General features: G+C 58.1%; 21 protein-coding genes. 10 read left to right on the forward strand and 11 right to left on the reverse strand.

Features of this window, described 5'->3' with window-relative positions; all coding sequences use genetic code 11:
* Positions 1–94: 94 nt before the first annotated feature.
* Positions 95–1,117: a YafY family protein gene (locus DWW51_RS08615; RefSeq protein WP_117647825.1), complete on the forward strand. Its 1,023-nt coding sequence runs from the start codon at positions 95–97 to the stop codon at positions 1,115–1,117.
* Positions 1,104–2,021: a YafY family protein gene (locus DWW51_RS08620; RefSeq protein WP_117774216.1), complete on the forward strand. Its 918-nt coding sequence runs from the start codon at positions 1,104–1,106 to the stop codon at positions 2,019–2,021. The genes DWW51_RS08615 and DWW51_RS08620 overlap by 14 nt, the downstream gene beginning before the upstream one ends.
* Here the strand turns inward: DWW51_RS08620 and DWW51_RS08625 are convergent.
* Positions 2,018–4,912, reverse strand: coding sequence for a helicase C-terminal domain-containing protein (locus tag DWW51_RS08625; RefSeq protein WP_117774217.1), 2,895 nt, complete (start codon positions 4,910–4,912; stop codon positions 2,018–2,020). The two genes, DWW51_RS08620 and DWW51_RS08625, sit on opposite strands and share 4 nt — an antisense overlap.
* Entirely contained in the window at positions 4,906–5,871 is a 966-nt protein-coding gene (locus DWW51_RS08630; protein ID WP_117774218.1) for a D-alanine--D-alanine ligase, read from the reverse strand. Before DWW51_RS08630 ends, DWW51_RS08625 begins: the two co-directional genes overlap by 7 nt.
* Before the next feature lie 85 nt (positions 5,872–5,956).
* Here DWW51_RS08630 and rlmN point away from each other — a divergent pair, with 85 nt between their 5' ends.
* A complete protein-coding gene (gene rlmN / locus DWW51_RS08635) occupies positions 5,957–7,009 on the forward strand; it encodes a 23S rRNA (adenine(2503)-C(2))-methyltransferase RlmN (protein WP_117774219.1) in 1,053 nt (350 codons plus the stop codon).
* 198 nt (positions 7,010–7,207) lie between these two features.
* On the opposite strand, the gene DWW51_RS08640 is transcribed toward rlmN, so the two are convergent.
* From DWW51_RS08640 to rpmH, 9 genes are all read right to left on the reverse strand, one after another.
* Entirely contained in the window at positions 7,208–7,462 is a 255-nt protein-coding gene (locus DWW51_RS08640; protein ID WP_117716217.1) for a hypothetical protein, read from the reverse strand.
* On the reverse strand, positions 7,452–8,357 hold the full coding sequence (locus DWW51_RS08645) for a ParB/RepB/Spo0J family partition protein (RefSeq protein WP_197032232.1): 906 nt from the start codon (positions 8,355–8,357) through the stop codon (positions 7,452–7,454). The genes DWW51_RS08640 and DWW51_RS08645 overlap by 11 nt, the downstream gene beginning before the upstream one ends.
* Positions 8,350–9,150 (reverse strand): ParA family protein, encoded by an 801-nt coding sequence (locus tag DWW51_RS08650; RefSeq protein ID WP_117774220.1) that lies wholly within the window; start codon positions 9,148–9,150, stop codon positions 8,350–8,352. Before DWW51_RS08650 ends, DWW51_RS08645 begins: the two co-directional genes overlap by 8 nt.
* A gap of 134 nt (positions 9,151–9,284) precedes the next feature.
* Complete coding sequence (gene rsmG / locus DWW51_RS08655) at positions 9,285–9,950, reverse strand: 16S rRNA (guanine(527)-N(7))-methyltransferase RsmG (RefSeq protein WP_231501623.1); 666 nt, start codon at positions 9,948–9,950, stop codon at positions 9,285–9,287.
* A 168-nt stretch (positions 9,951–10,118) separates the two neighbouring features.
* Positions 10,119–10,688 carry a R3H domain-containing nucleic acid-binding protein gene (locus DWW51_RS08660; RefSeq protein ID WP_022093802.1) on the reverse strand — a complete coding sequence of 190 codons (570 nt, stop codon included), beginning with the start codon at positions 10,686–10,688 and terminating at the stop codon, positions 10,119–10,121.
* A 44-nt stretch (positions 10,689–10,732) separates the two neighbouring features.
* Positions 10,733–11,503, reverse strand: coding sequence for a YidC/Oxa1 family membrane protein insertase (locus DWW51_RS08665; RefSeq protein ID WP_117584025.1), 771 nt, complete (start codon positions 11,501–11,503; stop codon positions 10,733–10,735).
* A 29-nt stretch (positions 11,504–11,532) separates the two neighbouring features.
* The gene (yidD, locus tag DWW51_RS08670) at positions 11,533–11,757 is read right to left on the reverse strand and encodes a membrane protein insertion efficiency factor YidD (protein ID WP_022093804.1); all 225 of its coding nucleotides are present in this window, start codon (positions 11,755–11,757) and stop codon (positions 11,533–11,535) included.
* Positions 11,754–12,092 (reverse strand): ribonuclease P protein component, encoded by a 339-nt coding sequence (gene rnpA / locus DWW51_RS08675; protein WP_082435526.1) that lies wholly within the window; start codon positions 12,090–12,092, stop codon positions 11,754–11,756. The genes yidD and rnpA overlap by 4 nt, the downstream gene beginning before the upstream one ends.
* Before the next feature lie 20 nt (positions 12,093–12,112).
* Positions 12,113–12,247, reverse strand: a complete 135-nt coding sequence (gene rpmH, locus DWW51_RS08680) for a 50S ribosomal protein L34 (RefSeq protein WP_019127408.1) — start codon at positions 12,245–12,247, stop codon at positions 12,113–12,115.
* Positions 12,248–12,592: 345 nt separating this feature from the next.
* On the opposite strand from rpmH, the gene DWW51_RS08685 reads away from it, so the two are divergent.
* The 7 genes from DWW51_RS08685 (at position 12,593) to gyrA (ending at position 23,747) form a co-directional block, all read left to right on the forward strand.
* On the forward strand, positions 12,593–13,945 hold the full coding sequence (locus DWW51_RS08685; protein ID WP_117774222.1) for an ATP-binding protein: 1,353 nt from the start codon (positions 12,593–12,595) through the stop codon (positions 13,943–13,945).
* 15 nt (positions 13,946–13,960) lie between these two features.
* Positions 13,961–15,685 (forward strand): DnaA ATPase domain-containing protein, encoded by a 1,725-nt coding sequence (locus tag DWW51_RS08690; RefSeq protein ID WP_117774223.1) that lies wholly within the window; start codon positions 13,961–13,963, stop codon positions 15,683–15,685.
* A gap of 238 nt (positions 15,686–15,923) precedes the next feature.
* Complete coding sequence (gene dnaN, locus DWW51_RS08695) at positions 15,924–17,027, forward strand: DNA polymerase III subunit beta (RefSeq protein ID WP_099432409.1); 1,104 nt, start codon at positions 15,924–15,926, stop codon at positions 17,025–17,027.
* Positions 17,028–17,036: 9 nt separating this feature from the next.
* The gene (locus DWW51_RS08700) at positions 17,037–18,143 is read left to right on the forward strand and encodes a DNA replication/repair protein RecF (protein ID WP_117774224.1); all 1,107 of its coding nucleotides are present in this window, start codon (positions 17,037–17,039) and stop codon (positions 18,141–18,143) included.
* On the forward strand, positions 18,130–18,693 hold the full coding sequence (locus DWW51_RS08705; protein ID WP_117634713.1) for a DciA family protein: 564 nt from the start codon (positions 18,130–18,132) through the stop codon (positions 18,691–18,693). Before DWW51_RS08700 ends, DWW51_RS08705 begins: the two co-directional genes overlap by 14 nt.
* 105 nt (positions 18,694–18,798) lie before the next feature.
* Positions 18,799–20,829, forward strand: a complete 2,031-nt coding sequence (gyrB, locus tag DWW51_RS08710) for a DNA topoisomerase (ATP-hydrolyzing) subunit B (RefSeq protein ID WP_117774225.1) — start codon at positions 18,799–18,801, stop codon at positions 20,827–20,829.
* Between the two features lie 233 nt (positions 20,830–21,062).
* The gene (gene gyrA / locus DWW51_RS08715) at positions 21,063–23,747 is read left to right on the forward strand and encodes a DNA gyrase subunit A (protein WP_117774227.1); all 2,685 of its coding nucleotides are present in this window, start codon (positions 21,063–21,065) and stop codon (positions 23,745–23,747) included.
* Positions 23,748–23,923: the final 176 nt, after the last annotated feature.

Raw genomic sequence — 23,923 nt, forward strand, 5'->3', positions numbered from 1 at the left:
GCCATCTTAACGCCCCGAGCGGACAAGGATATAGCCTAATCTCCATATCGGACTAAAATCATGGCAGCAAACCACCTTCTCATGCGAGGACTCTATGACGGCAAGCGACGCGACCGCGACAATTAAAAAGGGGAATTCGGAGCCCAGTTTCGATAAAACGGCTCAGCGCATCCTCAATCTTTTCTTTGTGCTCAACAGCTCCCCCGAACCGCTGACGACCGAGCAGATCGTCTTGGATTCTGACCTGGGATATGGCTCGGGCAATATCGACTCGGATAAGCGCAAGTTTCGGCGCGATCGTGACAAACTGCTCGAACGCGGCATCTTAATCAAGGAGGTTCGCCCCGCCGGCGCGCAGGAGACCGAGGAAAGCTCATGGACAATCGACCGCGAGCACACGTTTGCGGCAGGCGGCCTCATCACCGCAGACGACGCCGATATCCTGCTCAACGCTATCGACCAGACAATAGCGGCCGGCTCATCCACTTTTGCCGCGCCGCTTGCCGATATTCGTTCCAAGATTGCCTACCTCACCGGCAGGACGACGGCGGACGAAGCACCGATCCGCCGCTCTCCCACCGTCGATGCGGTATGGAGCGCCTTTGCCGAGCGATGCGCACTGCGATTTTTATATCAGAACGGACGCGGTGAGCAGAAAGAGCGTACCGTCTGCGTCTACGGCATGTTCGAGCGCGAGGGCGTTGCGTACTTCTGCGGCCTCGACAATGCCACCGACGACATCAGGACATTCCGCTGCGACCGTATCGTTCGCGCTTGGCGTCCTTCGAAGGCCTACGCCATCCCTGCAGACTTCAATCTCAACGACTACCTGTTCTTTGAATTCGATTTTGCCGACCGCCCGCCCGTTGCGGCTACGTTCTCGTTCGCCCCGCAGACGCAGATCGATATGATCAACGGCCTCACGCGCGGGCGAGGTGAGCTCGCACACACCGATTCGGGATGGACTTGGACCGTTGACGTGCGCGATCTTGAAGCCGCCGCCTCATTTTGCATGGCCCACGCCATGGACGGCATGAGGCCCATGGCCCCCAAATCGCTCAAGCAGGCGTGGAACCACCTCATTGAAAGGACGGTGCACGAGCATGCCCGTGCGTAAACTCACCAGCGAGCAGAGGCTCTCGCGCGCCATCGACATCATGGAGGCCCTCTACGCCGCCGGCGAGAGCGGCATGACACGAACCGAGATTTGCAGTCGCTTTGACATCACGGGGGCGTCGCTCGACGAGATTCTCGAGATCGTCTCGACGCTCGCGGACCGAGAATCGGGTGCGCGTATCATCTGCGAATGCCACGGCGAGCGCGTGGTCCTCACCGGTGACGCCGGGCGTGTACTACCGCTGCGCCTGAGTGCCGCCGAGGGCGCTGTGCTCAACCACGAACTTGAATCGTTGGGGATCGAGCCCCAGGCGGCGGCTCGAATTCGACATGCTCTTCTACCCGAAGAGCTCGGCTATAACCAGCACGTCTTTGACACCGTCAACCACGGGTCGCACTGGCAGCAGCTGAGCTGCGCCATTCAGGACGGCGTTCGCTGTCGTATCTCGTATCGCTCGATGGACGATGCGCGGCCACGCGAGCGTCTGGTCGACCCCTTGCGCATTACAGCAAACGGCGACCAAACATATCTGATTGCCTGGGACATCGCGGTCGATGAGCAGCGCACCTATCGCATGGATAAAATCGAGGGACTCGCCTTGACGGAAGACTCCGTCGTGCCTCACGCACCGGACGTCGCATCCCTCCACGATTCCCTTGCCCAGACGCAGCGTAGCGCAAAGCTCTTGATGCCATTCGATATGGCGGAGCATCTGGACTGGGCCGGCATCACCCTCATCGAGCGCAGCGGGGCAGACATGGCAACGGTAACCGTGCATTACGGCTCCGAGCGTTGGCTGCTGAGCCAGATAATCGCAGCGGGCGGAGCCATCCGCATCTTGGATGACCCCACCCTGTCAAAGCGTCTGTGCGATATGGCAAAAACTCTCGTCTGTCCGCTTTAGCGCCGCCGCTCGTGGCGTGCGCGCCACAGCTGTAGATAGTGCCCGATCTGCGCCGATTCGATGCGCTGGTAGGAGCTCGTGGGCAGCGACGTTAAGAACTTCTTGCCATAGCCCTTCGTCACCAGGCGAGGATCCGCCAAGATCAGCACGCCGCTATCGGTCGACGAGCGAATCAAACGCCCCGCGGCCTGCTTAACCTCGAGCACCGCCTCGGGCAGCGAATAGCGCGCCCATGCGCGGTCTTCGCGCAGGTTGCGCTCGCACGAGAGCGGGTCCGTGGGGCTCGAGAACGGCAACTTGGGAATGATGACGCAGCGCAGCGTCTCGCCGCTGGCATCAAACCCCTCCCAGAAGGCCTTGAGCGCAAAAAGCGACGAGGTCGGTTCGTTGATAAACCGGTCGCGCAGGCGACGAGGAGATGAGTTGCGCTGCTGGCAGTTGAGCTCCAGACCCGCACGGGCCATCTTGGGCTCAACGCGGGCGTATAGGTCCTCCATGTCGCGCCGATTGGTGAACAACGTGAGCACCGATCCGCCCATGGCAAGATGGGCGTCGACCAGTACGCGCTCGAGCGCCGTAAGATAGCTCTCACGATCGCGCGGATCGGGGATATCGCCCGCAACGACTACAGCCATGTTCGAATCGAAGTCGTAGCTCGAATCCAAGTGCAGCGATGAGGATGTTGAAGCACCGATGCGATCGAGGCCAACCGCGTGGTTAAAGTGTTCAAAGCTTTTGGACACCGTCATGGTCGCCGAGGCAAAGATAGCCGTGTGAACCTCGGGCAGCCACTCGGTTGCCAAGGCCTCGCCAATATCGATGCGCTCTGCGGTCATTGACTCTCCGCCGGCACGCAGCCTGCGATTGACCTGCAGCGCATACACGTAGTGTTCATCGGTGCCATCAATGATGAGTTTGAGGTTCTCGGCCAGCTCGTGCAGGCGGCGCGAGATATCACCCAGGTCGACAACAACCTCGGGCTTGTCGGCGGCAACGGACTGCACGAGCGCGTCGACGCTCTTGTCAGCTTGTTCCAATGCGTCGATGGCAGTGTAGGCCGACGGTAAGAAATCATGCCAGTCGTCAGATTCGCGCAGCTCGGGGCCAATCCATAGATTGGCATTGTCATAACCCCCACGGGCACGGCGGCCGAGCTCGCGAACGCCATCGAACACGTCGGCGATTGCCATGCTCGCGCGCGCAACCATCGACGTCGCCTTGGCAGTAAGGCCCAGATAGAGCGTAGAGCCCTCGGAGGTTGCCAAATCACGGGAAACCTGGCTTAGTGCGCCGGTGCTCGAGCCACCCAGGCGCTCAAACAGAACGCGTGATTCGTCCGCCGACACCACGCGCGCCCACTGACGGCGCGCCTCGCGCTCGATGGAATGGGCCTCGTCGATTACCCAATGACGAATCGGAGGCAAAATCCTGCCCTCGGCCGCTACGTTGCGGAACAGCAGGGAATGGTTGGTGACCACCACGTCGGCATGCGCCGCACGACGGCGAGCGCCGTGGACCAAACATTTATCAGGGAAAAACGGACATAGGCGACGGGCGCACTCGCGCGACGCCGTCGTAAAGTCGGGACGGTTGACGCTGCGCCAGCGAATGCCAAGCGAGTCGAGGTCGCCATCGGCCGATTGGCAGACGTACGCCATAATGACCGCGACCGCCGTGAGCGTGTCGGCAGGATCACGCTTAGTCGTAATTTCGACTTGGCCACGGCTCATGCGCTCAAGCTTACGCAAGCATGGATAGTGGTCATAGCCCTTAAGGGCGCAAAACGATAGGCCGCCGTCCAGTTGCTCGGCAAGTTTTGGCAGCTCATGGTACATGAGCTGGTCGGCAAGATTGTTCGATTTGGTCGCAATACCAACCGTGATGTTGTTACGGCGTGCTGCCTCGGCAAAAGGCACCAGATAGGCCATCGATTTGCCGACACCTGTGCCCGCCTCAATCACGCGATGCGTTCCCGTAACGAGTGCGTCACGGACCTCGAGTGCCATCGCGATCTGCTCATCACGCGGCTCGTAGGTGGGATACATGCGATTGACCAGGCCACCCGGCGCATAGTCTGCCTCAATCTCCTCACGACTCGGCATCTTGAGGACCCGCAGTTCGTCGGCGTCCACCCGATCGTCGGCGCGATCGGCCTTGAGAACGTCGGCGCGGGCGGCGCTGAGAGAGAAGATAGAACCAGGGTTCTGTCCCGCCAAGAACGAGAAGATGGGACGATAGGACCAAGGCACATCCGAGTGCATGTCGGCTAGGCGCGCCATGAGGCCCTGGGGCAAGTCGGTGAGCGCCACGAGCAACACGCGCCATACGCCACACAGGGCGTCGACGTCGGCATTGGCACGGTGTGATACCGAGTCACAGCCAAACAGATCGGCCATAAAAGACAGCTTGTGCGAGGCCAGGCGTGGAAGCGCGATGCGCGACAGCGCCAGCGAATCGATCCAAATATCGCTCACGTTGACGCCGCCTTTGACCGACTCGATAAACGAGCGGTCGAACGTGGCGTTATGTGCGATCACCGGGCAACCACCGACAAAATCGGAGAGAGCGGCGACGGCCTCAACGGCCGACGGGGCATCTGCCACATCGGCATTTGTAATGCTCGTGAGCTCGGTAATCTCGGCGGGAATCAGCTGCTTGGGATGCACGAAGGTATCGAAGCGGTCGATGATCTCGCGGCCCGAAAGACGGGCCGCGGAAATCTCAATTAACTCGTTGTCCTGCACCGAAAGACCCGTGGTCTCGGTATCGAGGACGATAACGTCCTCTTCGATGAGGCCAAACGATTGTGTCTTTGCACGTTCGGCGAGCGTGGCATAAGAATCGATGACAAACTGTGGCGTTCCAGGAGATACAGCGTCCTCGATTAGCATGCAACGCCCGCTCGACGAAGACCCATACGGATTAGGCTGTCGCACACCTGCGGGAACGTCATGTCGTCGGTGTGGCGGATCTCGTCAGGATACAGTGACGTATCGGTCATGCCGGGGATGGTGTTGGTCTCGAGAATGACGGGGCCGTCCTCGCTCACGATAAAATCGCTGCGCGAAACGCCTAGGCAGCCGAGGGCCTTGTGGGCCGCACAGGCAAGTTCCTGGGCACGCGCATAGTTTTCGGGCGAGATCTGCGCCGGAATACGATGGATGTCAGTGGGATCGACGTACTTTACGTCCAGATCGTAGAACTCGCAGTCCTCGGGCTTACGAATCTCGACAATCGGCAGAGCGCGCACGTCATCCTCGCCGTACACGCCGACGGTGATCTCGGTACCCTCGATGCACTTCTCGACCAGCACTTTGTCGCCGTACTCAAACGCCTTGGCGATTGCCGCGGGCAGCTCGGAGGGCTCATGGACCAGGGAAATGCCATAGCTGGAACCGTTGACGGCCGGCTTCACAAAGCAGCGCTCGCCACAAACCTCGACGATATGATCGATATCGACTTCATCGCCCACCTCGAGCGCAAGGCCGGGGGCAATGGGAATGTCCGCCTTGGCGTACAGGAGCTTAGAGACCTCCTTGTCGGCACCGCAAGCGCTGGCAAGCACGCCCGAGGCCGTGTAGGGGATACCCAGGGTCTCCATGGCTCCCTGCATGGCGCCATCCTCACCGCCGGCGCCGTGCATCGCGATAAATGCCACATCAAAGCCACCGGTCGCCATGGTCACCATAAAGTCCTCGGCGGCCGTGTCGAGCAGCTCCACCGAGGTGTAGCCGGCCTCCTTCAGTGCCACCACGACGTTCTTTCCCGAATTGAGCGAAATCTCGCGCTCGGCGGAATGACCGCCCGCCAAGACCGCTACGTGCATGTTCTCTAGGCTTTTACCCGGCATGGGCAGACTCCTCCTCTATAATTTCTGCAGCTGATACCATATTGTAGCGATACCCTCTACGTTTCCCCAAAATCGAAAGGCTTCCATGAATCCCAGGACTAAATCTCAGGACATTCGCGACTTGAGCCAAAACGATATTCGCGAGCTCGTGGCCGAACTTGGCCAGCCCGCCTTCCGCGCAAAGCAGCTCATCGAATGGGTCTTTGAGAAGAACGTTTGTTCGTTTGACGACATGACCAACCTTCCCAAGGCTTTCCGCGAGCAGCTTAAAGAGGCTTTTGCCTTTGACACGCCGACTGAACTCACCAAGCAGGTTTCCAAAGACGGCTCTCGCAAGTACCTGCTCGAGTACCACGACGGCATTTCCGTCGAGACCGTCGGTATGCCCCGTCGCAACAAGCTTTCCGTCTGCGTTTCCACCCAGGCAGGCTGTGGCATGGGCTGCGCCTTTTGCGCTACCGGTCTCAACGGCCTCAAGCGCTCTCTGACCGCTCAAGAGATCGTCGACCAGGTACTTCATGTATCCAACGACTTTGGCGAGCGTGCCACGAGCGTTGTCTTCATGGGCCAGGGCGAGCCGTTTGCCAACTACGACGAGGTTCTCAAGGCACTGCGTATCCTCAACGACCCCGATGGCATCGGTATCGGCGCCCGTCATCTCACCGTCTCTACCAGCGGCGTTATTCCCGGTATTCGCAAATTTGCCGACATCTCCGAGCAGTTCACGCTTGCCGTTTCCCTGCATTCCGCCATCCAGTCGACGCGCAATAAGCTCATGCCCGGTGTTAAGAAATACACGCTGCTTCGCCTTCACGAAGCGCTTCAGCTCTACACCGAAAAGACTGGCCGCCGCCCGACCTATGAATATGCCATGATCGAAGGCGTCAACGATACGAATCCCGAGATGCAGGCACTCTGCGACTTCTGCGAGGGAACGCTGTGCCACGTTAACCTGATTCAGCTTAACGACATCGAGGGCAGCCCGCTCAAGCCGTCGCCGATTCATAAGGTCGAGGATCTTCAGCGCCGCCTTGAGTCTCGTGGCATCGAGACCACGATCCGTAATTCTCGCGGCAATGATATTGATGCCGCCTGCGGTCAGCTGAAGCAACGTTTCAAGGTCCAGAAGAACGCATAGGGGAGTCTGTGCCCCATAACGTTTCATGTGAAACATCCAACAGCCCTGGTTGCAAATAATGCAACCAGGGCTGTTTCATTTATATTCATACTATTGGATTTGATTTCTTCAAGCATAGTTTTATGGCCAAAATAAGGGGTCCTTGTCTCATGAATCAGACAAGGACCCTTTCAAAACAGGCAAGTAATTGTTAGGTACCTAATAGCCAACATTTTCCCACTGATGGTTAACCCAGTCTTGGTTAATCTTGGGATTCTTAGTCACCTGAGCAGTGCGCATTGCGACATCTTCGGTCATGACATCCATTTTCTTCTTAGATGTATCGACGATATCCTGAGCTCCGCGCAGCAGTCGACCGCGCAGTTCATCATCTGTCGCAATCTTATAACCAGCAAAAGCACCAGCGGCGACGGTGGTTGCAAACGCAATGACCGCGAGAACCTTACTCTTCATCCTGATCCTCCTGCCCAAATTGAATCATCTCGCCAAGGATACGGGAGAGCTCTTCTTCGTCTTTGAACTCGATTTCAATTTTGTTCTTGCCTCGCGAGCTCTTCACACGAACATTCGTGTTGAAAACTTGACGAAGGACTCGAGCGGCCTTTTTGAATGACTGAGGTGTTGCTGGCCTCGGAGTCCTTGGCGTCTCTCCGGCAGAAAACAACGGAGCAAGATTTTCTGTCGCTCTAACGGAAAGACCTTCTGCAACAACCTTCTCAGCAAGTCGAATCCTGGCATCTTCATATGGAACTGCAAGAATCGCTCTCGCATGTCCCGCAGTAAGCTTGCCCTCGAAAATCATCTGTTGTACGACTTCGGGAAGATCTAGCAAACGAAGTGAATTTGTAATTGCAGAACGAGACTTACTGACAGCCTTTGATAACGCCTCTTGTGTCATACCGCTGGCATCAATGAGCTGACGATAACCCTTCGCCTCTTCGACGGGATTCAAATCAGAACGCTGAAGATTCTCGATAAGAGCAAGAGTGAGCATCTCCTCATCATTAACTTCCTTAATGATGACAGGCAGTTCCTCAAGACCAGCAAGCTTTGACGCCTGGTAACGGCGCTCACCAGCAATGATCTCATAGCCGTTTCCATGCTTGCGAACCAACAGAGGCTGCAAAACACCATGTTCTTGTATCGACTCGCTCAACTCTCGAAGTTCAGTTTCGTTAAAGTGAATTCGCGGCTGATTAGGGTTGGGAACGATATCCTCAATAGGCAGTTTAGTTTCAGATGCGGCATTTGAAGCCGATGCAGCCGAACCACCGGTCTCATACTCGGCCTCAGAGACCAAAGCATTGAGTCCACGTCCCAATCCTCCACGTTTCTTTGCACTAGGCACGTTTGATCACCTCTTTTGCAAGGTTCATATACGCTTTTGCACCCTTATTTTGAGGTGCATAGGTAATTACCGGTTCTCCAAAAGACGGAGCTTCGGAGATTTTAACCGTACGGGGAATCAGCGTCTTAAATGCCTTATCACCAAAGTACGATTGAACCTCCTCAACAACCTGATTTGACAGAGAAGTACGCGAGTCAAACATCGTCATAAGCACGCCATAGGTGTCTAAGCCCTTGTTCAGACGTGATTTGACCATCTTCATTGACTCAAGCAGCTTCGTAACGCCCTCGAGTGCGTAATACTCACACTGGATTGGAATCAAAACGCTATCTGCTGCGGTCAAGGCATTGATAGTAAGCAGGCCGAGCGAAGGAGGACAGTCAATGAAAATAAAATCGAACTCGTCCTGAATCGGCTCAAGCAAATCTTTGAGACGGGTTTCACGAGCAATTGCGCTTACGAGCTCAATTTCGGCACCTGCAAGCTGAATCGTAGCTGGAATTACGAATACCTTTTTGCAATTTGTATCAAGAACAAGCGATTCTGCCGGCACATCATTCAACAATGCATCATAGATGCAGTGATCAAGGTCTTCTTTTTCAATTCCAAATCCACTGGTACTGTTTCCCTGCGGATCAAAATCGACAATCAGTGTCTTACGACCCTGCTCACCCAGTGCTGCTGCAAGGTTTACAGCCGTCGTTGACTTACCGACGCCGCCTTTTTGATTGATGATTGCAATGATACGCGTGTCTTTTGCGTTCTTAGAACGCTTAACGTCGCGAAATCCCACGGTCCCTCCTGGTGTGTATTAAAGCTGTCAAACGGAGGATGTTTCACGTGAAACATTCCGATTCGATATCAACCGCCATGTTTCACGTGAAACACTGCAAGTTGTTAGTATCCATTATGTTTCACGTGAAACATCTAGGCAAGCGGATTCTTCTTAGCCATGCCATTTGCACGAGGCAATGAAACGGATGATGGATGACTCTTCTTGAGAACAATGAACTCCCTGTGGCCCAAGCCCTCAGGCAAATCGATTGCGTCATTAAGAAGCAAAGTGAAGCCGCAAATCTTAGCTGCCGACATGCCGGAAACTAGCTCCTCATCCGAAGGATTACCCTTGGTGATAACAAATAGACCTCCATCCTTGAGGAACGGAGCCGCATACTCAACAAGAATCGGTAGAGGGGCAAGTGCGCGGGCGGTTACGACAGAAAACTGCTTCTTATGGCTTCGAGCATATTCTTCAAGGCGATCATGAATCGCATGAGCATGTTTCAACCCAAGAGCATCAACAAAAGAATTGACGGCATCAACCTTCTTACCAACAGAGTCAATATAAGTAGCTTTACGATGCGTGGTTATGGTTAACGGAATACCAGGGAAGCCCGCACCTGTCCCCATATCGAGCAAAGCTCCCTCAGGAGCCTTATTGATATAGGGAAGCAAAACAAGTGAGTCGAGGATATGAAGTACCGCAGCATCTTCTACGTTAAGAATACGGGTGAGATTAGTTGTCTTATTTGTTTCCAGAACCAAATCCAAATGCTGAATACATTTCCTCAGCTCAACATCAGATACGCTCAAGGAATACTCTTTGCAATAGGAAGTTAGACGAGTCAACATCTCGTCAGCTTGCTGATCAGTAAGTACTAACAACGAAAGCTCCTTTCTGACAAAAATCAGTGTATCGAGAACTTTTGACAAAAAAAGGGGACGTGGAAACCACGTCCCCTTAGCATAAGCTCGAGCAGATTATCGAGCAACAATCACCACATGGCGATCAGGGTCAGAACCCTCAGAATGAGTATCGACGGCATCATTGCCACGAAGTGCAATGTGAACCAGTCGACGCTCATAGGCATTCATGGGCGGAAGCGAAACACTCTTATGAGTGCGGATGGCACGCTCGGCTGCAGACTGAGCCATGGAGGCAACCTTGTCCTGACGGCGGCTCTTGTATCCCTCGACGTCCACTACAACCGGATACCTAAAGCCAAGCTTGCGGCTCACTAGCAAAGAGAACATAACCTGAAGGGCATCAAGGGTGCGACCATGACGGCCAATGAGAACAGCAAGGTCGGGAGCCGTTACATCCAGAATCAGCTCACCCTCGTCGCCCTCATACTCATCGATAGGAGAGTTGGCGGCATCGAAGTGCGAAAGGATGGAACGCAGGATGGAAATCGCGACATCGGCAATGGTGTCGAGCTCCTCGTCGGTCAGCTCTTCACCGGCCTTGTAGCGCTGTGCAATCTCGGGATAATCGCCCGCGACCTGCGGGGCAACCTCCTCAAGCATATCCTCGATGATCTCTTCAGACATAACGTACTCCAAAAGTTAGGTACCTAAATAAGATTGATATCCCGCTACTTCTTCTTGTGCGGGCGCGGCTTCTTCTCGCGACGAGTGACCTCAACCTGCAGCGGCGCGTTCTTAAGGCGCTCCTCCTCATCGGCCTTCGCCTTGTCGATGACCTTCTGCGTCACAAAAATCTGCTGGATAACCTGCCAAGCAGACGAGACGTCGTAGTACAGCAGAACACCAACGGGAAGGCTCCAGCCCATCCAAAGCATCATGACCGTCATGACAACGGCCATCATACGCATGCTCTGAGCCTGCTGGCCGGTCTGGTTGCGCGACATATAGAGCTGCGGAATCAGGGTCAGGACGGCAAACAGGATCAGGCAGACCAGCGCAGGCAGTGCAACCATAAAGCCATCGGCAAAGGAAGCGCTCGGCGTGGTGGTCAGGTCGGGCAGGATGTTGAAGAACGAGAACGTGCCCTCGTTAAAGTACTGCGGCAGGTTACGAAGCAGCGTAAACAGGGCAAACAGGATAGGCATCTGAATCAGAAGCGGCAGACAACCAGCCATGGGGTTGAACTTGTTCTCGCTGTAGAACTTCTGCATCTCCTCGGCCTGACGCTGGGGATCGTCGGCATAGCGCTCCTGGATCTCGAGCATCTTGGGCTGCAGCACCTGCATGCGAGCCGTCGACTTGGTCGACTTGAGCATAAGCGGCGTCAGCAGCAGACGGATGATGACCACCAGGATGATGATGGACAGGCCCCAGTCGACCGCAAAGGTCTGGATGAGCTTGAGCAGCTCGAAAAGGATGTTAACGATCCAATCCCACATGTAAGTTTTCCTCCGATAGCGAGTGCCCGCTAGGGCACAGGGTCATAACCGCCGACGTGCAGGGGATTGCAGCGAGCGATGCGCCTCACGGCAAGCCAGCAGCCTCTCAAAACACCGTACTTCTCAATCGCCTGGACGGCGTATTGCGAGCACGTTGGGTAATAAATGCAGGCGTCAGGCAATAAGGGCGAAATAACCTGTTGATATATGCGAATAGGAGCGATGGCAACACGTCGCAAAACGTGATTGCTCATCGCTCCTCCCCGGCAACGCCGGCGCGTTTCATAAGCGAACGCAATGCATTGTCCATCTCCTGAGGCGAAGAAACCCTCGTCTTGGGAGTTGCGAACAAGATGATGTCATAACCCGCAACGGGAAATCCACAGCTGCGGGCGGCCTCGCGCATCACACGCTTAGAACGGTTGCGCACGACAGCACAACCGAGCCGTTTAGCACCAACGAAGGCGACCCTTCCGGAGTCGCCTTCGCCAACCGATTCACATATGGTCATTCGAATCAGAGGGTGATTGAAACGACGCCCCTGACTGAACACATGCTCGAAATCTTGCCGAGACTTAATAGTCTTCATGCGAGATGTGTGTATCGCTGCTAGACAGTGAGACGCTTGCGGCCCTTGGCGCGACGACGGGCGAGCACGGCACGACCACCCTTAGTGGCCATACGGGCACGGAAGCCATGGGTCTTGGCACGCTTACGCTTATTAGGCTGATACGTACGCTTCATCTTAAGTTCCTCCTGCTGCATTTCGAGTGTCCGCGGGGGCGCGGACGCAGATATAGACACGTGAGCTTGAAGATTGTAGGGAAATCAATGTTCAAATGTCAAGAAATCAAAGGTAAAAGGTTGCGCAGTTCACACGGTTCCCCCATAAGCCGAGCTCGATTTAGCGGTGCATGGCAACTTTTCACGATATTTCATCGAGTTTTCAACAGGTCATGTTGGCAATGTTGAGAACTTTTCGTCCGTTTTCCAAAGTTTTCAACAGGTTTTGAAAAGTTGTCGAAAGATGAGAAACATTGCACGGTGAGCTACTATTTGTTCGAAACCTTTTGAAAGATTGCGAGCGGCATGTCTGACGACTTTTACACCATGGTCGATTCCGGAGACCCGGCACCCGACAACGAGCACATCACCGGCGTGCGCGAAGAGCGTGAGGAAGGCGAGCAGACGACCACGCAGGCGCCAAAAGCCATGTACGCCGCGCGCATCGCCGTCTATGACGATATGCTGTCGACACCGCGTGTGATCGTCATTGATCCGCAAGATGTCCGCACGTATTTGGAAGAGACGACCAACACCGTCTACCAGTGCATGAAAGAACAAGGTGGCCATATCTCGCTCATGGTCATCCGCGAGATTGTCGAAAACTTTATCCACGCGCACTTTGCCGAGCCCATCATCTCGATTCTGGACGGCGGAGACACCATCCGCTTCGCTGATCAAGGACCCGGCATCGACGACAAGGAGCGTGCTTTCGACTTTGGCGTTACCAGCGCAAACAGCAAGATGAAGCGCTACATCCGTGGAACCGGAGCAGGGTTTCCCATGGTGCAGGAGTATTTGGAAAACGCCGGCGGGGCCGTGTCCATCGAGGACAACATGGGCAACGGCACCGTGGTTACGGTAAGCCTGGACCCTAAACGCGTGCAGGAAATAGAGCGTGCCGGCGGACGCGGTGCTGCCGTGCGGCCCGAGACGGAGCAGCCCACATATCCCCTGCCGGGAGCTTTTGCGCAGCAGCCCATGGCAACGCAACAGATGCAGCCCCCCGTGGGACAGATGCAGCAGCCCGGAATGCTTCCTACACAAGAGCCCCAGGCGGCATCGATGTCGATGCCGCCAAACGCGCCAGAGGCCATGCCGCTGGCGGATCAGGATGCAGCAGCAATGCAGCAGGCGACGGGGGCACCGGGTGGCCAGCAAATGGGCTATCAGCCGTACCAACAGGGATATCCATATCAGCAGATGCCGCCACTGGGGTATGGCCAGCAGTTCCCGCAGCAGTACCAGCAGGGATATCAGCAGCCGTACCAGCAGATGCCGCAGCAGCAGTACAACCCCTGGGCCCAGCAGATGACTCCGCAGCCTTACCAACAGTGGCCTCAAAGTTTTCAACAGCAAATGCCGCCGATGCAGAGTTCTCAACAACCAGCAGCTCAAATGATGTATCCTAATGCAGCAAATCAGTATGCGCAGCCACAACCGGACGTGTTCGTAAGCGATCGCGGCAACGCCGCGCTGGGCTATCTGGCGCAAAATCAAGCGTGCGGTGCTACCGATCTGGCGAGGGCGTTTGGAAACTCGGCCCCCACTTGGTCACGCACGCTCAATGACTTGGCGCAGGCCGGCTTGGTCATCAAGCATGGCCAGAAATACCATCTGACCGAACTCGGCGCCGCTCGCGTGCGAGCTCAGAGCTAAAGAACGGGAGAGACAGTGGACGAGGAAGCAAGCATCATCCTGGGGGATGCCATCGCCTTTTGCCAGCGCGACGGCCAAGATGCACGCCTCATCAACATGCTGGGGCAATCGCGCGCCACAAGCCTGACCGAAGATACGCTCACGATCGAGGCCCCCTCGCGCTTTGCCATCGCGCAGCTCAAAAAGCATCAGCCGACTATTGAGGCCTATCTGGAAGAAATCGCCTTTGCACCGATTGCGCTCGACATCGTGGCACCGCAAGGAGCCGTGGCGGAATCCGCTGCTGCGACGGCGCCCGCCGCGGCTCCCGCTGCCTCCCCGGCGGTGCCGGCCTCCGCAGGCGACGTGCCGACAATCGAGCACCAGCACGGCGATGTTTCCCGTGAAACCATGGCACCGTTGCCGACCGCGGCGGCGACGTCAACGAACGCACCCGTCACGCACATGCCTATCGCTCACGACGCAGCGGCGGGCGCGGATTCGGGCATTGCAATCAAGAACACGCTCTCGGCCGATGATTTTCGTCGCATGATGAACCAGATGAAGGGCGGAGCGCCGACTAAGTCCACGCAAGCTGCGACCCCCGCTTCACCCATGCCGGCACCGACCGTACCGGCCGAGCAGAATGCGGATGGAGCCCCGCTCGCCGCGAACTCAAAATTTACCTTTGAGAACTTTGTCTACGGCCCCGAGAACAGCCATGCCTATCGCTCGGCACTCAAGTTTGCCGCCCTCGCGGACGAGCGTGGCACGTGCACATCACTGTTCATCTACGGCAAATCGGGCCTGGGCAAGACGCACCTGCTGCTTGCCATCAAAAACGAGCTCGCCGAAAAGTCGCCCGAGATCAAGGTCAAGTATGCCAACTCCCAGGCATATCTGGACGACCTGATGACCGAGTTCGACCGCCAAAAGAAGAGCAACGCCCCTATCATGCAGGCATACCACGGCGTGGACGTGCTCATCATCGATGACATCCAAAACATCATCGGCAAGCGCGCGAGCGTGGACTACTTTTTCCAGCTCATGGACGAGTTCATCCGCAACAACAAGAAGGTCGTCATCGCGGCAGACCGCGCCCCCAAGGACCTGAGCATGGACGAGCGTCTGACCAGCCGCTTCAACGCCGGCATGCTCTGCTTGGTCGCAGAGCCCAGCTACGAGATGAAATACAAGATCTTGCAGCGCTATTACGAGAACACCATCGTCGCCGCTCCCGAGGCAGGCGACGACTCGCTGCTGGCGGCCTATGGGGGCGACGGCGGGCACCTGACCGACGAGCACTTTAAACACATGGCCGAGGTCTCGGGCACCAACATCCGCGAACTCGAGAGCTTCTGCGAGCGCTGCGCCGGCGAGGCGGGCGACCGCGAGCGCGAGGGCGGGGAGCTCACCTTTGACGATATCGACGCCATCGCCAGCCAGTACTTCGACACATCGGCCAAAAAGATCAACGTCCAGACGGTTCAGTCCGTCATCGAAGAGCAGTACGGCGTGACGCACGAGGAGCTCATCGGCCCGCGTCGCAACGCCAATATCGCCAAAGCACGCCATATCGCTATCTACCTAGCCATCGAGATGTGCGAGATGACGACCACGGCGGTGGGCGCCGAATTTGGCAACCGCAACCACTCGACCGTCAGCACGAGCTACAAAAAGGTCCAGAAGATGATCCAGGAAGACCGCACTGTCACCGAAGACCTCAAGTCGCTGCGCGATAAAATTACACTGCGCTCGTAGGGAAATAGAGACACCTGTTGAAAACTTGTCGAAACCACGGGCATAAGGTGTCTAAAACCCAACCCGCGGTGATGAAAAGTTTTGCGCAGGTTTTGAACGTGGAAAACCACCCCTGTTGCACACAGGTTGCTGTCGATTCTCTTTCTGGGTCTGACCTGCGTCTTTGGGAGTAATCAACAGTTTCGTCAGTGCTATTACTATTATTAAGATATTTATATCTATAGAAAGGTATTAAAAGATGAAGTTCACCGTCAGCCAGAGCTCGCTTACACAAGCCATCGGCGTCGTTATGAAGGGTGTCGCTTCGGCATCCACCCTCCCTATCCTGTCGGGCGTGCTCGTTAAGGCCCAAGACGGCATCTTGGAATTCCAGACCTCTAACTACACCATCTCGATCCGTCATCGCATCGCGGCGCATGTCGAAGAAGAGGGCGAGATGGTGATTCCCTGCAAGATGCTCTCCAATATCACCAAGACCCTCCCCGATGCCCCGGTCACCTTTGAGCTGTCCGAGCGCCAGGTGCTGATTGGTTGCGAGAAGAGCTCTTTCCGCCTGAACACGCTCGATGCCAATGACTTCCCCGAGTTTCCGGCCTATGCCATCGAGAGTGCCGTGGAGCTGCCGACCGATGTCTTGTCCGAAATGGTCGGCCGCGTGTGGCGCGTCACCTCGACCGACAAGGCTCGCCCCATCCTGGGCGGCGTGCACATGAAGGTCGAGAACAACACCGTACGCCTGGTAGCGACCGATTCCTTTCGCTTGGCCGTGTGCGATACGCAGGTCGAGACCTCGACCCTCGAGGGCTCCTTTGAGCTCAACGTTCCGGCTGACGCCTTTAACGACGCGCTGAACATCATGGCCAGCCAGGCGACCATCATGATCGGGGCTACCGACACCCAGGTCGTCTTCGAGGCCGGCAACACCACCTACGTGTCGCGCCGTATCGAGGGCGTGTACCCCAACTACAAGCAGCTCATCCCCGATTCGTGCGTGACGAGCGTCAAGATCGACGTCGCCGCCTTTAACGCCGCCCTCAAACGCGTGGCCGTTATCGCGAGCGCCAACCCCGCCGTCAAGTTCGAGATCGATGTCGAGAACGGGCAGATGGGCCTGTCCTCCATTTCCAATGACCAGGACCTTGCGCAGGAGACGATCGATGTCGAGGCCGAGGGCGAGTCGGGTACCATCGCCTTCAACTACCATTACATCTTCGGCTGCCTCAATGCCCTGTCCAAGGAGAAGGAGATCACGCTGGAGCTCAAGAGCTACTCGCAGGCGGGCATCTTTAAGTCCTACGACAAGATCAACTACCTGTACCTGGTCATGCCGGTCCGCATCTAGCGCTGCGCCATGACTATGTTCGCCCGCGATCTTTCCGTCGCGCACTACCGCAGCTTCGATAGCTATCGCCTTGCCCTGGACGAGGGCGTGACGATACTTGCGGGACCCAACGCGGCGGGAAAGACCAATCTCATAGAGGCGCTGCAGCTGCTGACGAGCGGCGCCTCGTTTAGGCATCCGACCGCAGCCGAGCTCGTCCATGACGGCGTGGGCTCGTGCAAGATCGAGCTGAGGCTCGAGGGCGACGGCCGCGTGCTTGATATGGGATTGAGCGCGGAGGACGGTAAGCGCTCGTTTAGCCGCAACGGCAAGAGATGCTCTGCCGCCGGTGTGCGCGGGGTTCTGCCGAGCGTGCTGTTTTGCCCCGACCATCTGGACATGGTTAAGCGAGGCGCCAGTGTGCGCCGCGCCGCCCTCGATGACTTCGGCATGCAACTGAGCGCACGCTATGCCGATCTTGCGAGCACCTATGGGCGCTGCGTGACCCAGCGTAACGCCTTGCTCAAGGAGACCTGGTGCTGCCGCGAGATGCTCGGCGCGTGGAACGATTCGATTGCCCGCGCGGGCTCGGCCCTGCTCGTGCACCGGTTGGCTCTGCTCGACCGGCTGGCGGGCCATGTGCACACTGCCTACGGGCAAGTGGCGTCAGGTGAGACCGCCAACGTGACCTATGCGTCCACGCTGGGGGATTTGCCCCAGGTCGAGGATCGCGAAGAGCTGAAGGGCTGGGCGTACGAGCGCATGCTGGCCGCCCTTGACGAGCATGCCGACGAGGAAATTCGCCGCGGCGTGACGTTGGTGGGACCGCATCGCGACGAGATCGAGTTCACCGTGGCTGGTCGCTCCGCCCGTTCATTTGCCAGCCAAGGACAGCAGCGCACGCTGGTGCTGTCCTGGAAGGTGGCCGAGGTTGCCGTGGCTCGCGATGTCCTGGGCACCGCCCCACTGCTGCTTCTGGACGACGTGATGAGCGAGCTCGACGGCGAACGTCGCGGCGCTTTCCTGCGGCTGATCGGCGATGATATCCAGACGGTCATAACTACGACCAACCTGGGGTACTTTACCGATGACCTGCTTGATCGAGCCAAGGTGGTGAGCATGGGTGAGACGTGCTAATTACGAGCGCGAGAGCGAAACGGTCGCCTTCAGCGGGTTTTTGAACGCAGAGCGCCAGCGCATCCTGGCGGCTGCGACCCCTGAGCGCCGTGCGCAGATGGAGGCCGCCGAGGAGTCGCGCACGGTCTATCGCGCATGGAACGCGGTGTGCTCGGGCACGCGCGAGGGGCGGCATGTGACGGGACTGCGCTACCTGCCCGAGTCCAATGAGCTGCTGGTGTATCTCGACTCGCCCTCGTGGACGCAGGAAATGACGTTGTTGCGCGAGATCATCCGCGCGCGCATGGAGCGCGCCGGTGCGCATGTGGACGGCCTGGTGTTCAAAACCACCGCGCCCGGTCACACGCCGCCCGCCGCCAAGGAGCGCCTGCGCCCGGCGACGACCGAGCGATCGCCGGCCCCGCACGCCGACCTAAGTGAGGCCGAGCGTACCGAGATCGAGCGCCAAGTGGCGCCCATCGAAGACCAAAAACTGCGCGAGGCCCTCGAGAACGCCATGAGAGCCAGTGCCGAGTGGGCCAAGGGCGTGCAAAGCAAAAAAGAGCCTTAAATCGCATCTGGCGGCCTTGTAGAGCCAAATACCCTCGTTCCCGAGGGTATTTTTTTACGATAAACTAGTAAGGCTGTACACATTTTCTTGACTGAAGGAGGACGTGTGGCAAACGAAAACGATTACGATGGCGGCGAGATTAAGATTCTCGAAGGTCTCGAGGCCGTTCGTAAGCGCCCGGGCATGTATATCGGCTCGACGAGCGCCAGCGGTCTGCATCACCTGGTGTGGGAGATCGTTGACAACTCCGTCGACGAGGCCATGGCCGGTTTCTGCACCGAGATCCAGGTGACGGTCCACGCCGACAACTCCATCACGGTCGTCGACGACGGGCGCGGCATCCCCGTCGACGAGCACCCTGTTAAAAAGATCCCGACGCTCGAGGTCGTCATGACGATCCTGCACGCCGGCGGTAAGTTCGATAACTCGGCCTATAAGGTCTCGGGCGGCCTGCACGGCGTGGGCATCTCCGTCGTCAACGCACTGTCCAAGCGCGTGGTCGTTCAGGTTCGTCGCGATGGCAACACCTACGAGATGGAGTTCTCGCGCGGCAAGACCGTCAAGAAGATGGAGGTCGTAGGCACCTCGGATTCGACGGGCACCACCGTCACCTTCTGGCCCGACGACGAGATCTTCGAGACCTGCATCTACGATTTCGATACGCTGCACAACCGTCTGCAGGAGACAGCGTTCCTCAATAAGAACCTCAAAATCGTGCTGACCGACGAGCGCGAGGCGACTCCCCACGTGGAGGAGTTTTGCTACGAGGGTGGCATCATCGACTTCGTCAAGTTCCTCAACGAGGGCAAGGACGTCCCCGAGGCCTTTAAGGAGCCCATCTACATCGAGGGCAAGTCGGACCCGGACGCGCCTGTGGCCAAGATGGGCGAGGTCGAGGTTTCCCTGCAGTGGAATAGCGGCTACGGCGAGAACGTCATGTCGTTTGCCAACGACATCTACACTCCCGAGGGCGGCATGCACCTTGAGGGCTTCCGCACCGCGCTCACCCGCGTGATCAACGACTACGCGCGCAAACAGAACCTGCTCAAGGAAAAAGACGCCAACCTGACCGGCGACGATGTGCGCGAGGGCCTTTCGGCCGTTATCTCGGTCAAACTGCCCGATCCGCAGTTTGAGGGCCAGACCAAGGCCAAGCTCGGCAGCTCCTATATGCGCGCGCTGACGCTCAAGATCGTGACCGACGGCCTTGCCGATTACCTCGAGGAGCATCCCAAGCCCGCTCGTGAGATCGTCAAGAAGGCCCAACAGGCCTGCAAGGCGCGCAACGCCGCCCGCAAGGCGCGCGAGGCGACCCGCCGCAAGAGCCTGCTCGAGACGGCATCGCTGCCCGGCAAGCTCGCCGACTGTTCGGTGCGTGACGCCGAGTTGACTGAGCTCTTTATCGTAGAGGGCGACTCGGCAGGCGGCTCGGCCAAGGACGGCCGCCGCCGAGACATCCAGGCGATTCTGCCCCTGCGTGGCAAGATTTTGAACGTCGAGCGCGTGGGCGACCACCGCGCGTTCTCGAGCGATACCATTCAATCGCTTATCACCGCGATCGGCTGCGGCGTCACGACGAGCGCCGGTGACGGTGGCGACTTCGACATTACCAAGGCGCGCTACCACAAGATCATCATCATGACCGATGCAGACGTCGACGGAGCGCATATCCGCATCCTGCTGCTGACGTTCTTCTACAAGTACATGCGCCCGTTGATTGATGCCGGCTACATTTACGTCGCGTGCCCGCCCATCTTTGGCATTAAGGTGCGCAACAAGATTCACTACGTGTATCCCAACGGCCGCCAGCCCGAAGACGAGATCCTGCGCGACACCATCCAGAGCCTGGGACTGAACCCCGACGACAACGACGAGGACGGCAAGGCCAAGGACGGCAAGATCACCAAGAAGCGCAAGGGCTACACCGTCCAGCGCTACAAGGGTCTGGGCGAGATGGACCCCAAGCAGCTTGCCTCGACGACGATGGACCCCAAGACCCGCATTCTGCAGCGCGTGTCGATCGAGGACGCCGTGGTGGCGGACCGCGCCGTGCGCGAACTGATGGGTTCCGAGGTCGGCTATCGCCGCGAGTACATTGAAAAGCACGCGCATGATGCACGCTTCTTGGATGCCTAGCTTTCCCAGGCGCCCCATCTTGCTCTTCAGGATTTCGGGCGCCGCACGCAAGGCGTGCGCCCTCATCCTTCAGGGCAATCTGGGGCACCTGGAAAACCTAGGAGGGTTATCCGGCATTCCCGGTAATCCGTCTCCGCGGCAGGACGATTAATGGACCACGCAAACCATGAGGAGGTAACGTGGCAGACGATATCAACAATAACGAGGGTGTGGACGAGGCCGGCGACGCCGGCATGCCCGACGATCTGAAGCGCCTGCTCGCCCGCGCCGAGCAGGGTGAGGACGGCAACCCGGATTCCTACAACCCCGACGCCGAGGACGAAGAAGAGGATGACGACGCCGAGCTCGAGGAGAGCTTTGGCGAAGTCGACCGTGGTGCCTCGGCCGGCGAGGATATCAACGGCGGCCAGCTCCAGATTTCGGAGTTTGGCCGCGAGATGAAGCAGTCGTTCATCGAGTACTCGATGTCGGTCATCACGGCGCGCGCCCTGCCGGACGTGCGCGATGGCTTAAAGCCGGTGCACCGTCGCATCCTGTACGCAATGAATGAGAGCGGCATCTACCCCAACCGTCCGCACAAGAAGTCGGCCTGGACGGTCGGCGAAGTTATCGGTAAGTACCATCCGCATGGTGACTTCGCGGTCTATGAGGCCATGGTCCGCCTGGCGCAGTGGTTCTCCATGCGCACACCGCTCATCGACGGTCACGGTAACTTCGGCAACATCGACGGCGACGGTGCCGCCGCCATGCGTTACACCGAGAGCCGCCTGGCAAAGCCCGCCATGGAGCTCCTGCGTGACCTGCAGAAGGATACCGTCGACTGGCAGCCCAACTACGACGAGTCGCTCGCCGAGCCCCAAGCGCTGCCCGCGCGCTTCCCCAACCTGCTGGTCAACGGCAGTCAGGGCATCGCCGTCGGCATGGCCACCAACATCGCCCCGCACAACCTCACCGAGGCGATCGAGGCCACGTGCTACCTGATCGACAACCCCGGCGCCACCGTCGACGAGCTCATGCAGATCATGCCCGGTCCGGACTTCCCCACCGGTGCCATCATCATGGGCAGTGCCGGCATCAAGCAGAGTTACGAGACCGGGCGCGGCTCCATCACCGTGCGCGCCAAGGCTCATGTGGAGTCCACCAAGACCGGCCGTAGCCGCCTGGTCTTTACCGAGATTCCCTATATGGTCAACAAGGGTACCCTGCAGGAGAAGATCGCCCAGCTCGTCAACGACAAGCGCATCGAGGGCATCTCGGATATGCGCGATGAGTCCAACCAGAAGGGTATCCGTCTGGTCATCGAACTCAAGAAGGGCGTCATCCCGCAGGTCGTGCTCAACAACCTGTACAAGTACACCTCGCTGCAGACGACCTTTGGTGCCAATAACCTGGCGCTTGTCAACGGCGTTCCCAAATGTCTGAGCCTGCGCGAGATGCTGCAGCACTACATCGACCACCAGGTCGACGTCGTCACCCGCCGCACCCGCTTTGACCTTAAGAAGGCCCAGGCGCGTGCCCATATCCTCGAGGGCTACCTGATGGCTCTCGACCATATTGACGAGGTCATCAGCATCATCCGCTCCTCGCAGACCGACTCCGAGGCCAGCAGCCGCCTGATCGAGCGTTTTGGCTTTACGCCCGAGCAGACCACGGCCATCCTCGAGATGAAGCTGCGCCGCCTGACCGGCCTGGAGCGCGACAAGATTCAGGAAGAGCTGGACGGCTTGCGCCGCGCCATCGCCTACTACGAGGACCTGTTGGCGCACGAGGAGAAAATCCTGGGCGTCATCAAGGAAGAGATGCGCGAGATTTCCAAGAAGTTCGGCGACAAGCGCCGCACCGAGATCAGCCATGTCGAGAAGGACCTGGATGTCGAAGATTTGATTGCCGACGAGGACATGGTCGTGACCATCACCCACACCGGCTACGTCAAGCGCATCCCGGTGGCCGCCTACCGCGCCCAAAAGCGCGGCGGCAAGGGCGTGTCGGGCGTTAATCTCAAAGAGGACGACGTTATCGACGAGATGTTTATCGCGTCCACGCACGAGTACGTGCTGTTCTTCTCGAGCAAGGGTAAAGTCTATCGCCTGAAGGTGCATGAGCTGCCGGTTGGCACGCGCCAGGCGCGCGGCACCGCGATCGTCAACCTGCTGCCGTTCGAGGAGGGCGAGAAGATCGCGAGCGTCATCAGCTGCCGCGAGTTCCCCGCCGACGAGTACCTGATGTTTGCCACCAAGAGCGGCATGGTCAAGAAGACCGTGATGAGCGCCTACGACCGAAGCCGTCGCGACGGCCTGATTGCCATCAACCTGAGGGACGACGACGCGCTGCTCGCCGTACGTCGCGTGCGCGAGGGTGACAAGATCATCATGGCAACCACCGCGGGCAAGGCGATTATGTTCCCCGAGGACCAGGTGCGCGCCACCGGTCGCGATACCAGCGGCGTCCGCGGCATTGGCATGAAGGAAGGCATGAGCGTTCTTGGTATGGAGATTACCAACGGTAACGGCGACCTGTTCGTCATTACCGAACGCGGCTACGGCAAACGCACGCCGGTCTCGGATTACCCGGAGCAGAACCGCGGCGGTCAGGGTGTCTACACCATCCAGATGACCGAGCGCAAAGGCAACCTCGCAGCCATGAAGACGGTGGGTCCGCAGCATGAGCTGTTCATCGTGACGGAGGGCGCGACGGTCATTCGCGTCAAGACCGACGAGATCAGCCAAACCGGTCGCGCCACCCAGGGCGTCAAGATGATGACCGTCGACGATAACGACCGCGTATGCGCTGTCGCCCGCATGACGGCCGCCAAGGAAAAGCCCGAAGGCGAAGGCGCCGAGGCCGCAGCCGATGCCGAAGAGGCGCCAGTCGACCTAGGCGACGGTAACGACATGCCAGAGGATCTCCTCGACGAGTAAGAGGAACTAGCTGGTAGAAAATATCAGACCCCATATATCGGCGGTCGGCGCACCTGCGCGCCGACCGCTTTTTTGACAACCTTTGAACCCCACGTCTGCCCCGGCTGCCCGGCGGCATGCGAAGTCGATCGCGAGTTCCGCACGAGCCGGAGAGCACTTAATGTGCTCTCCGTGCG

The organism is Collinsella sp. AF15-51, assembly GCF_003462845.1.
GTDB lineage: Bacteria > Actinomycetota > Coriobacteriia > Coriobacteriales > Coriobacteriaceae > Collinsella.

Excerpts from the sequence above, each read along its gene's own strand:
- DWW51_RS08615 (WP_117647825.1), top strand. The coding sequence starts at position 95 with ATGACGGCAAGCGACGCGACCGCGACAATTAAAAAGGGGAATTCGGAG.
- DWW51_RS08620 (WP_117774216.1), top strand. The coding sequence starts at position 1,104 with ATGCCCGTGCGTAAACTCACCAGCGAGCAGAGGCTCTCGCGCGCCATC.
- DWW51_RS08625 (WP_117774217.1), bottom strand. The coding sequence starts at position 4,912 with ATGCTAATCGAGGACGCTGTATCTCCTGGAACGCCACAGTTTGTCATC.
- DWW51_RS08630 (WP_117774218.1), bottom strand. The coding sequence starts at position 5,871 with ATGCCGGGTAAAAGCCTAGAGAACATGCACGTAGCGGTCTTGGCGGGC.
- rlmN (WP_117774219.1), top strand. The coding sequence starts at position 5,957 with ATGAATCCCAGGACTAAATCTCAGGACATTCGCGACTTGAGCCAAAAC.
- DWW51_RS08640 (WP_117716217.1), bottom strand. The coding sequence starts at position 7,462 with ATGAAGAGTAAGGTTCTCGCGGTCATTGCGTTTGCAACCACCGTCGCC.
- DWW51_RS08660 (WP_022093802.1), bottom strand. The coding sequence starts at position 10,688 with ATGTCTGAAGAGATCATCGAGGATATGCTTGAGGAGGTTGCCCCGCAG.
- DWW51_RS08665 (WP_117584025.1), bottom strand. The coding sequence starts at position 11,503 with ATGTGGGATTGGATCGTTAACATCCTTTTCGAGCTGCTCAAGCTCATC.
- yidD (WP_022093804.1), bottom strand. The coding sequence starts at position 11,757 with ATGAGCAATCACGTTTTGCGACGTGTTGCCATCGCTCCTATTCGCATA.
- rnpA (WP_082435526.1), bottom strand. The coding sequence starts at position 12,092 with ATGAAGACTATTAAGTCTCGGCAAGATTTCGAGCATGTGTTCAGTCAG.
- rpmH (WP_019127408.1), bottom strand. The coding sequence starts at position 12,247 with ATGAAGCGTACGTATCAGCCTAATAAGCGTAAGCGTGCCAAGACCCAT.
- DWW51_RS08685 (WP_117774222.1), top strand. The coding sequence starts at position 12,593 with ATGTCTGACGACTTTTACACCATGGTCGATTCCGGAGACCCGGCACCC.
- dnaN (WP_099432409.1), top strand. The coding sequence starts at position 15,924 with ATGAAGTTCACCGTCAGCCAGAGCTCGCTTACACAAGCCATCGGCGTC.
- DWW51_RS08700 (WP_117774224.1), top strand. The coding sequence starts at position 17,037 with ATGACTATGTTCGCCCGCGATCTTTCCGTCGCGCACTACCGCAGCTTC.
- gyrA (WP_117774227.1), top strand. The coding sequence starts at position 21,063 with ATGCCCGACGATCTGAAGCGCCTGCTCGCCCGCGCCGAGCAGGGTGAG.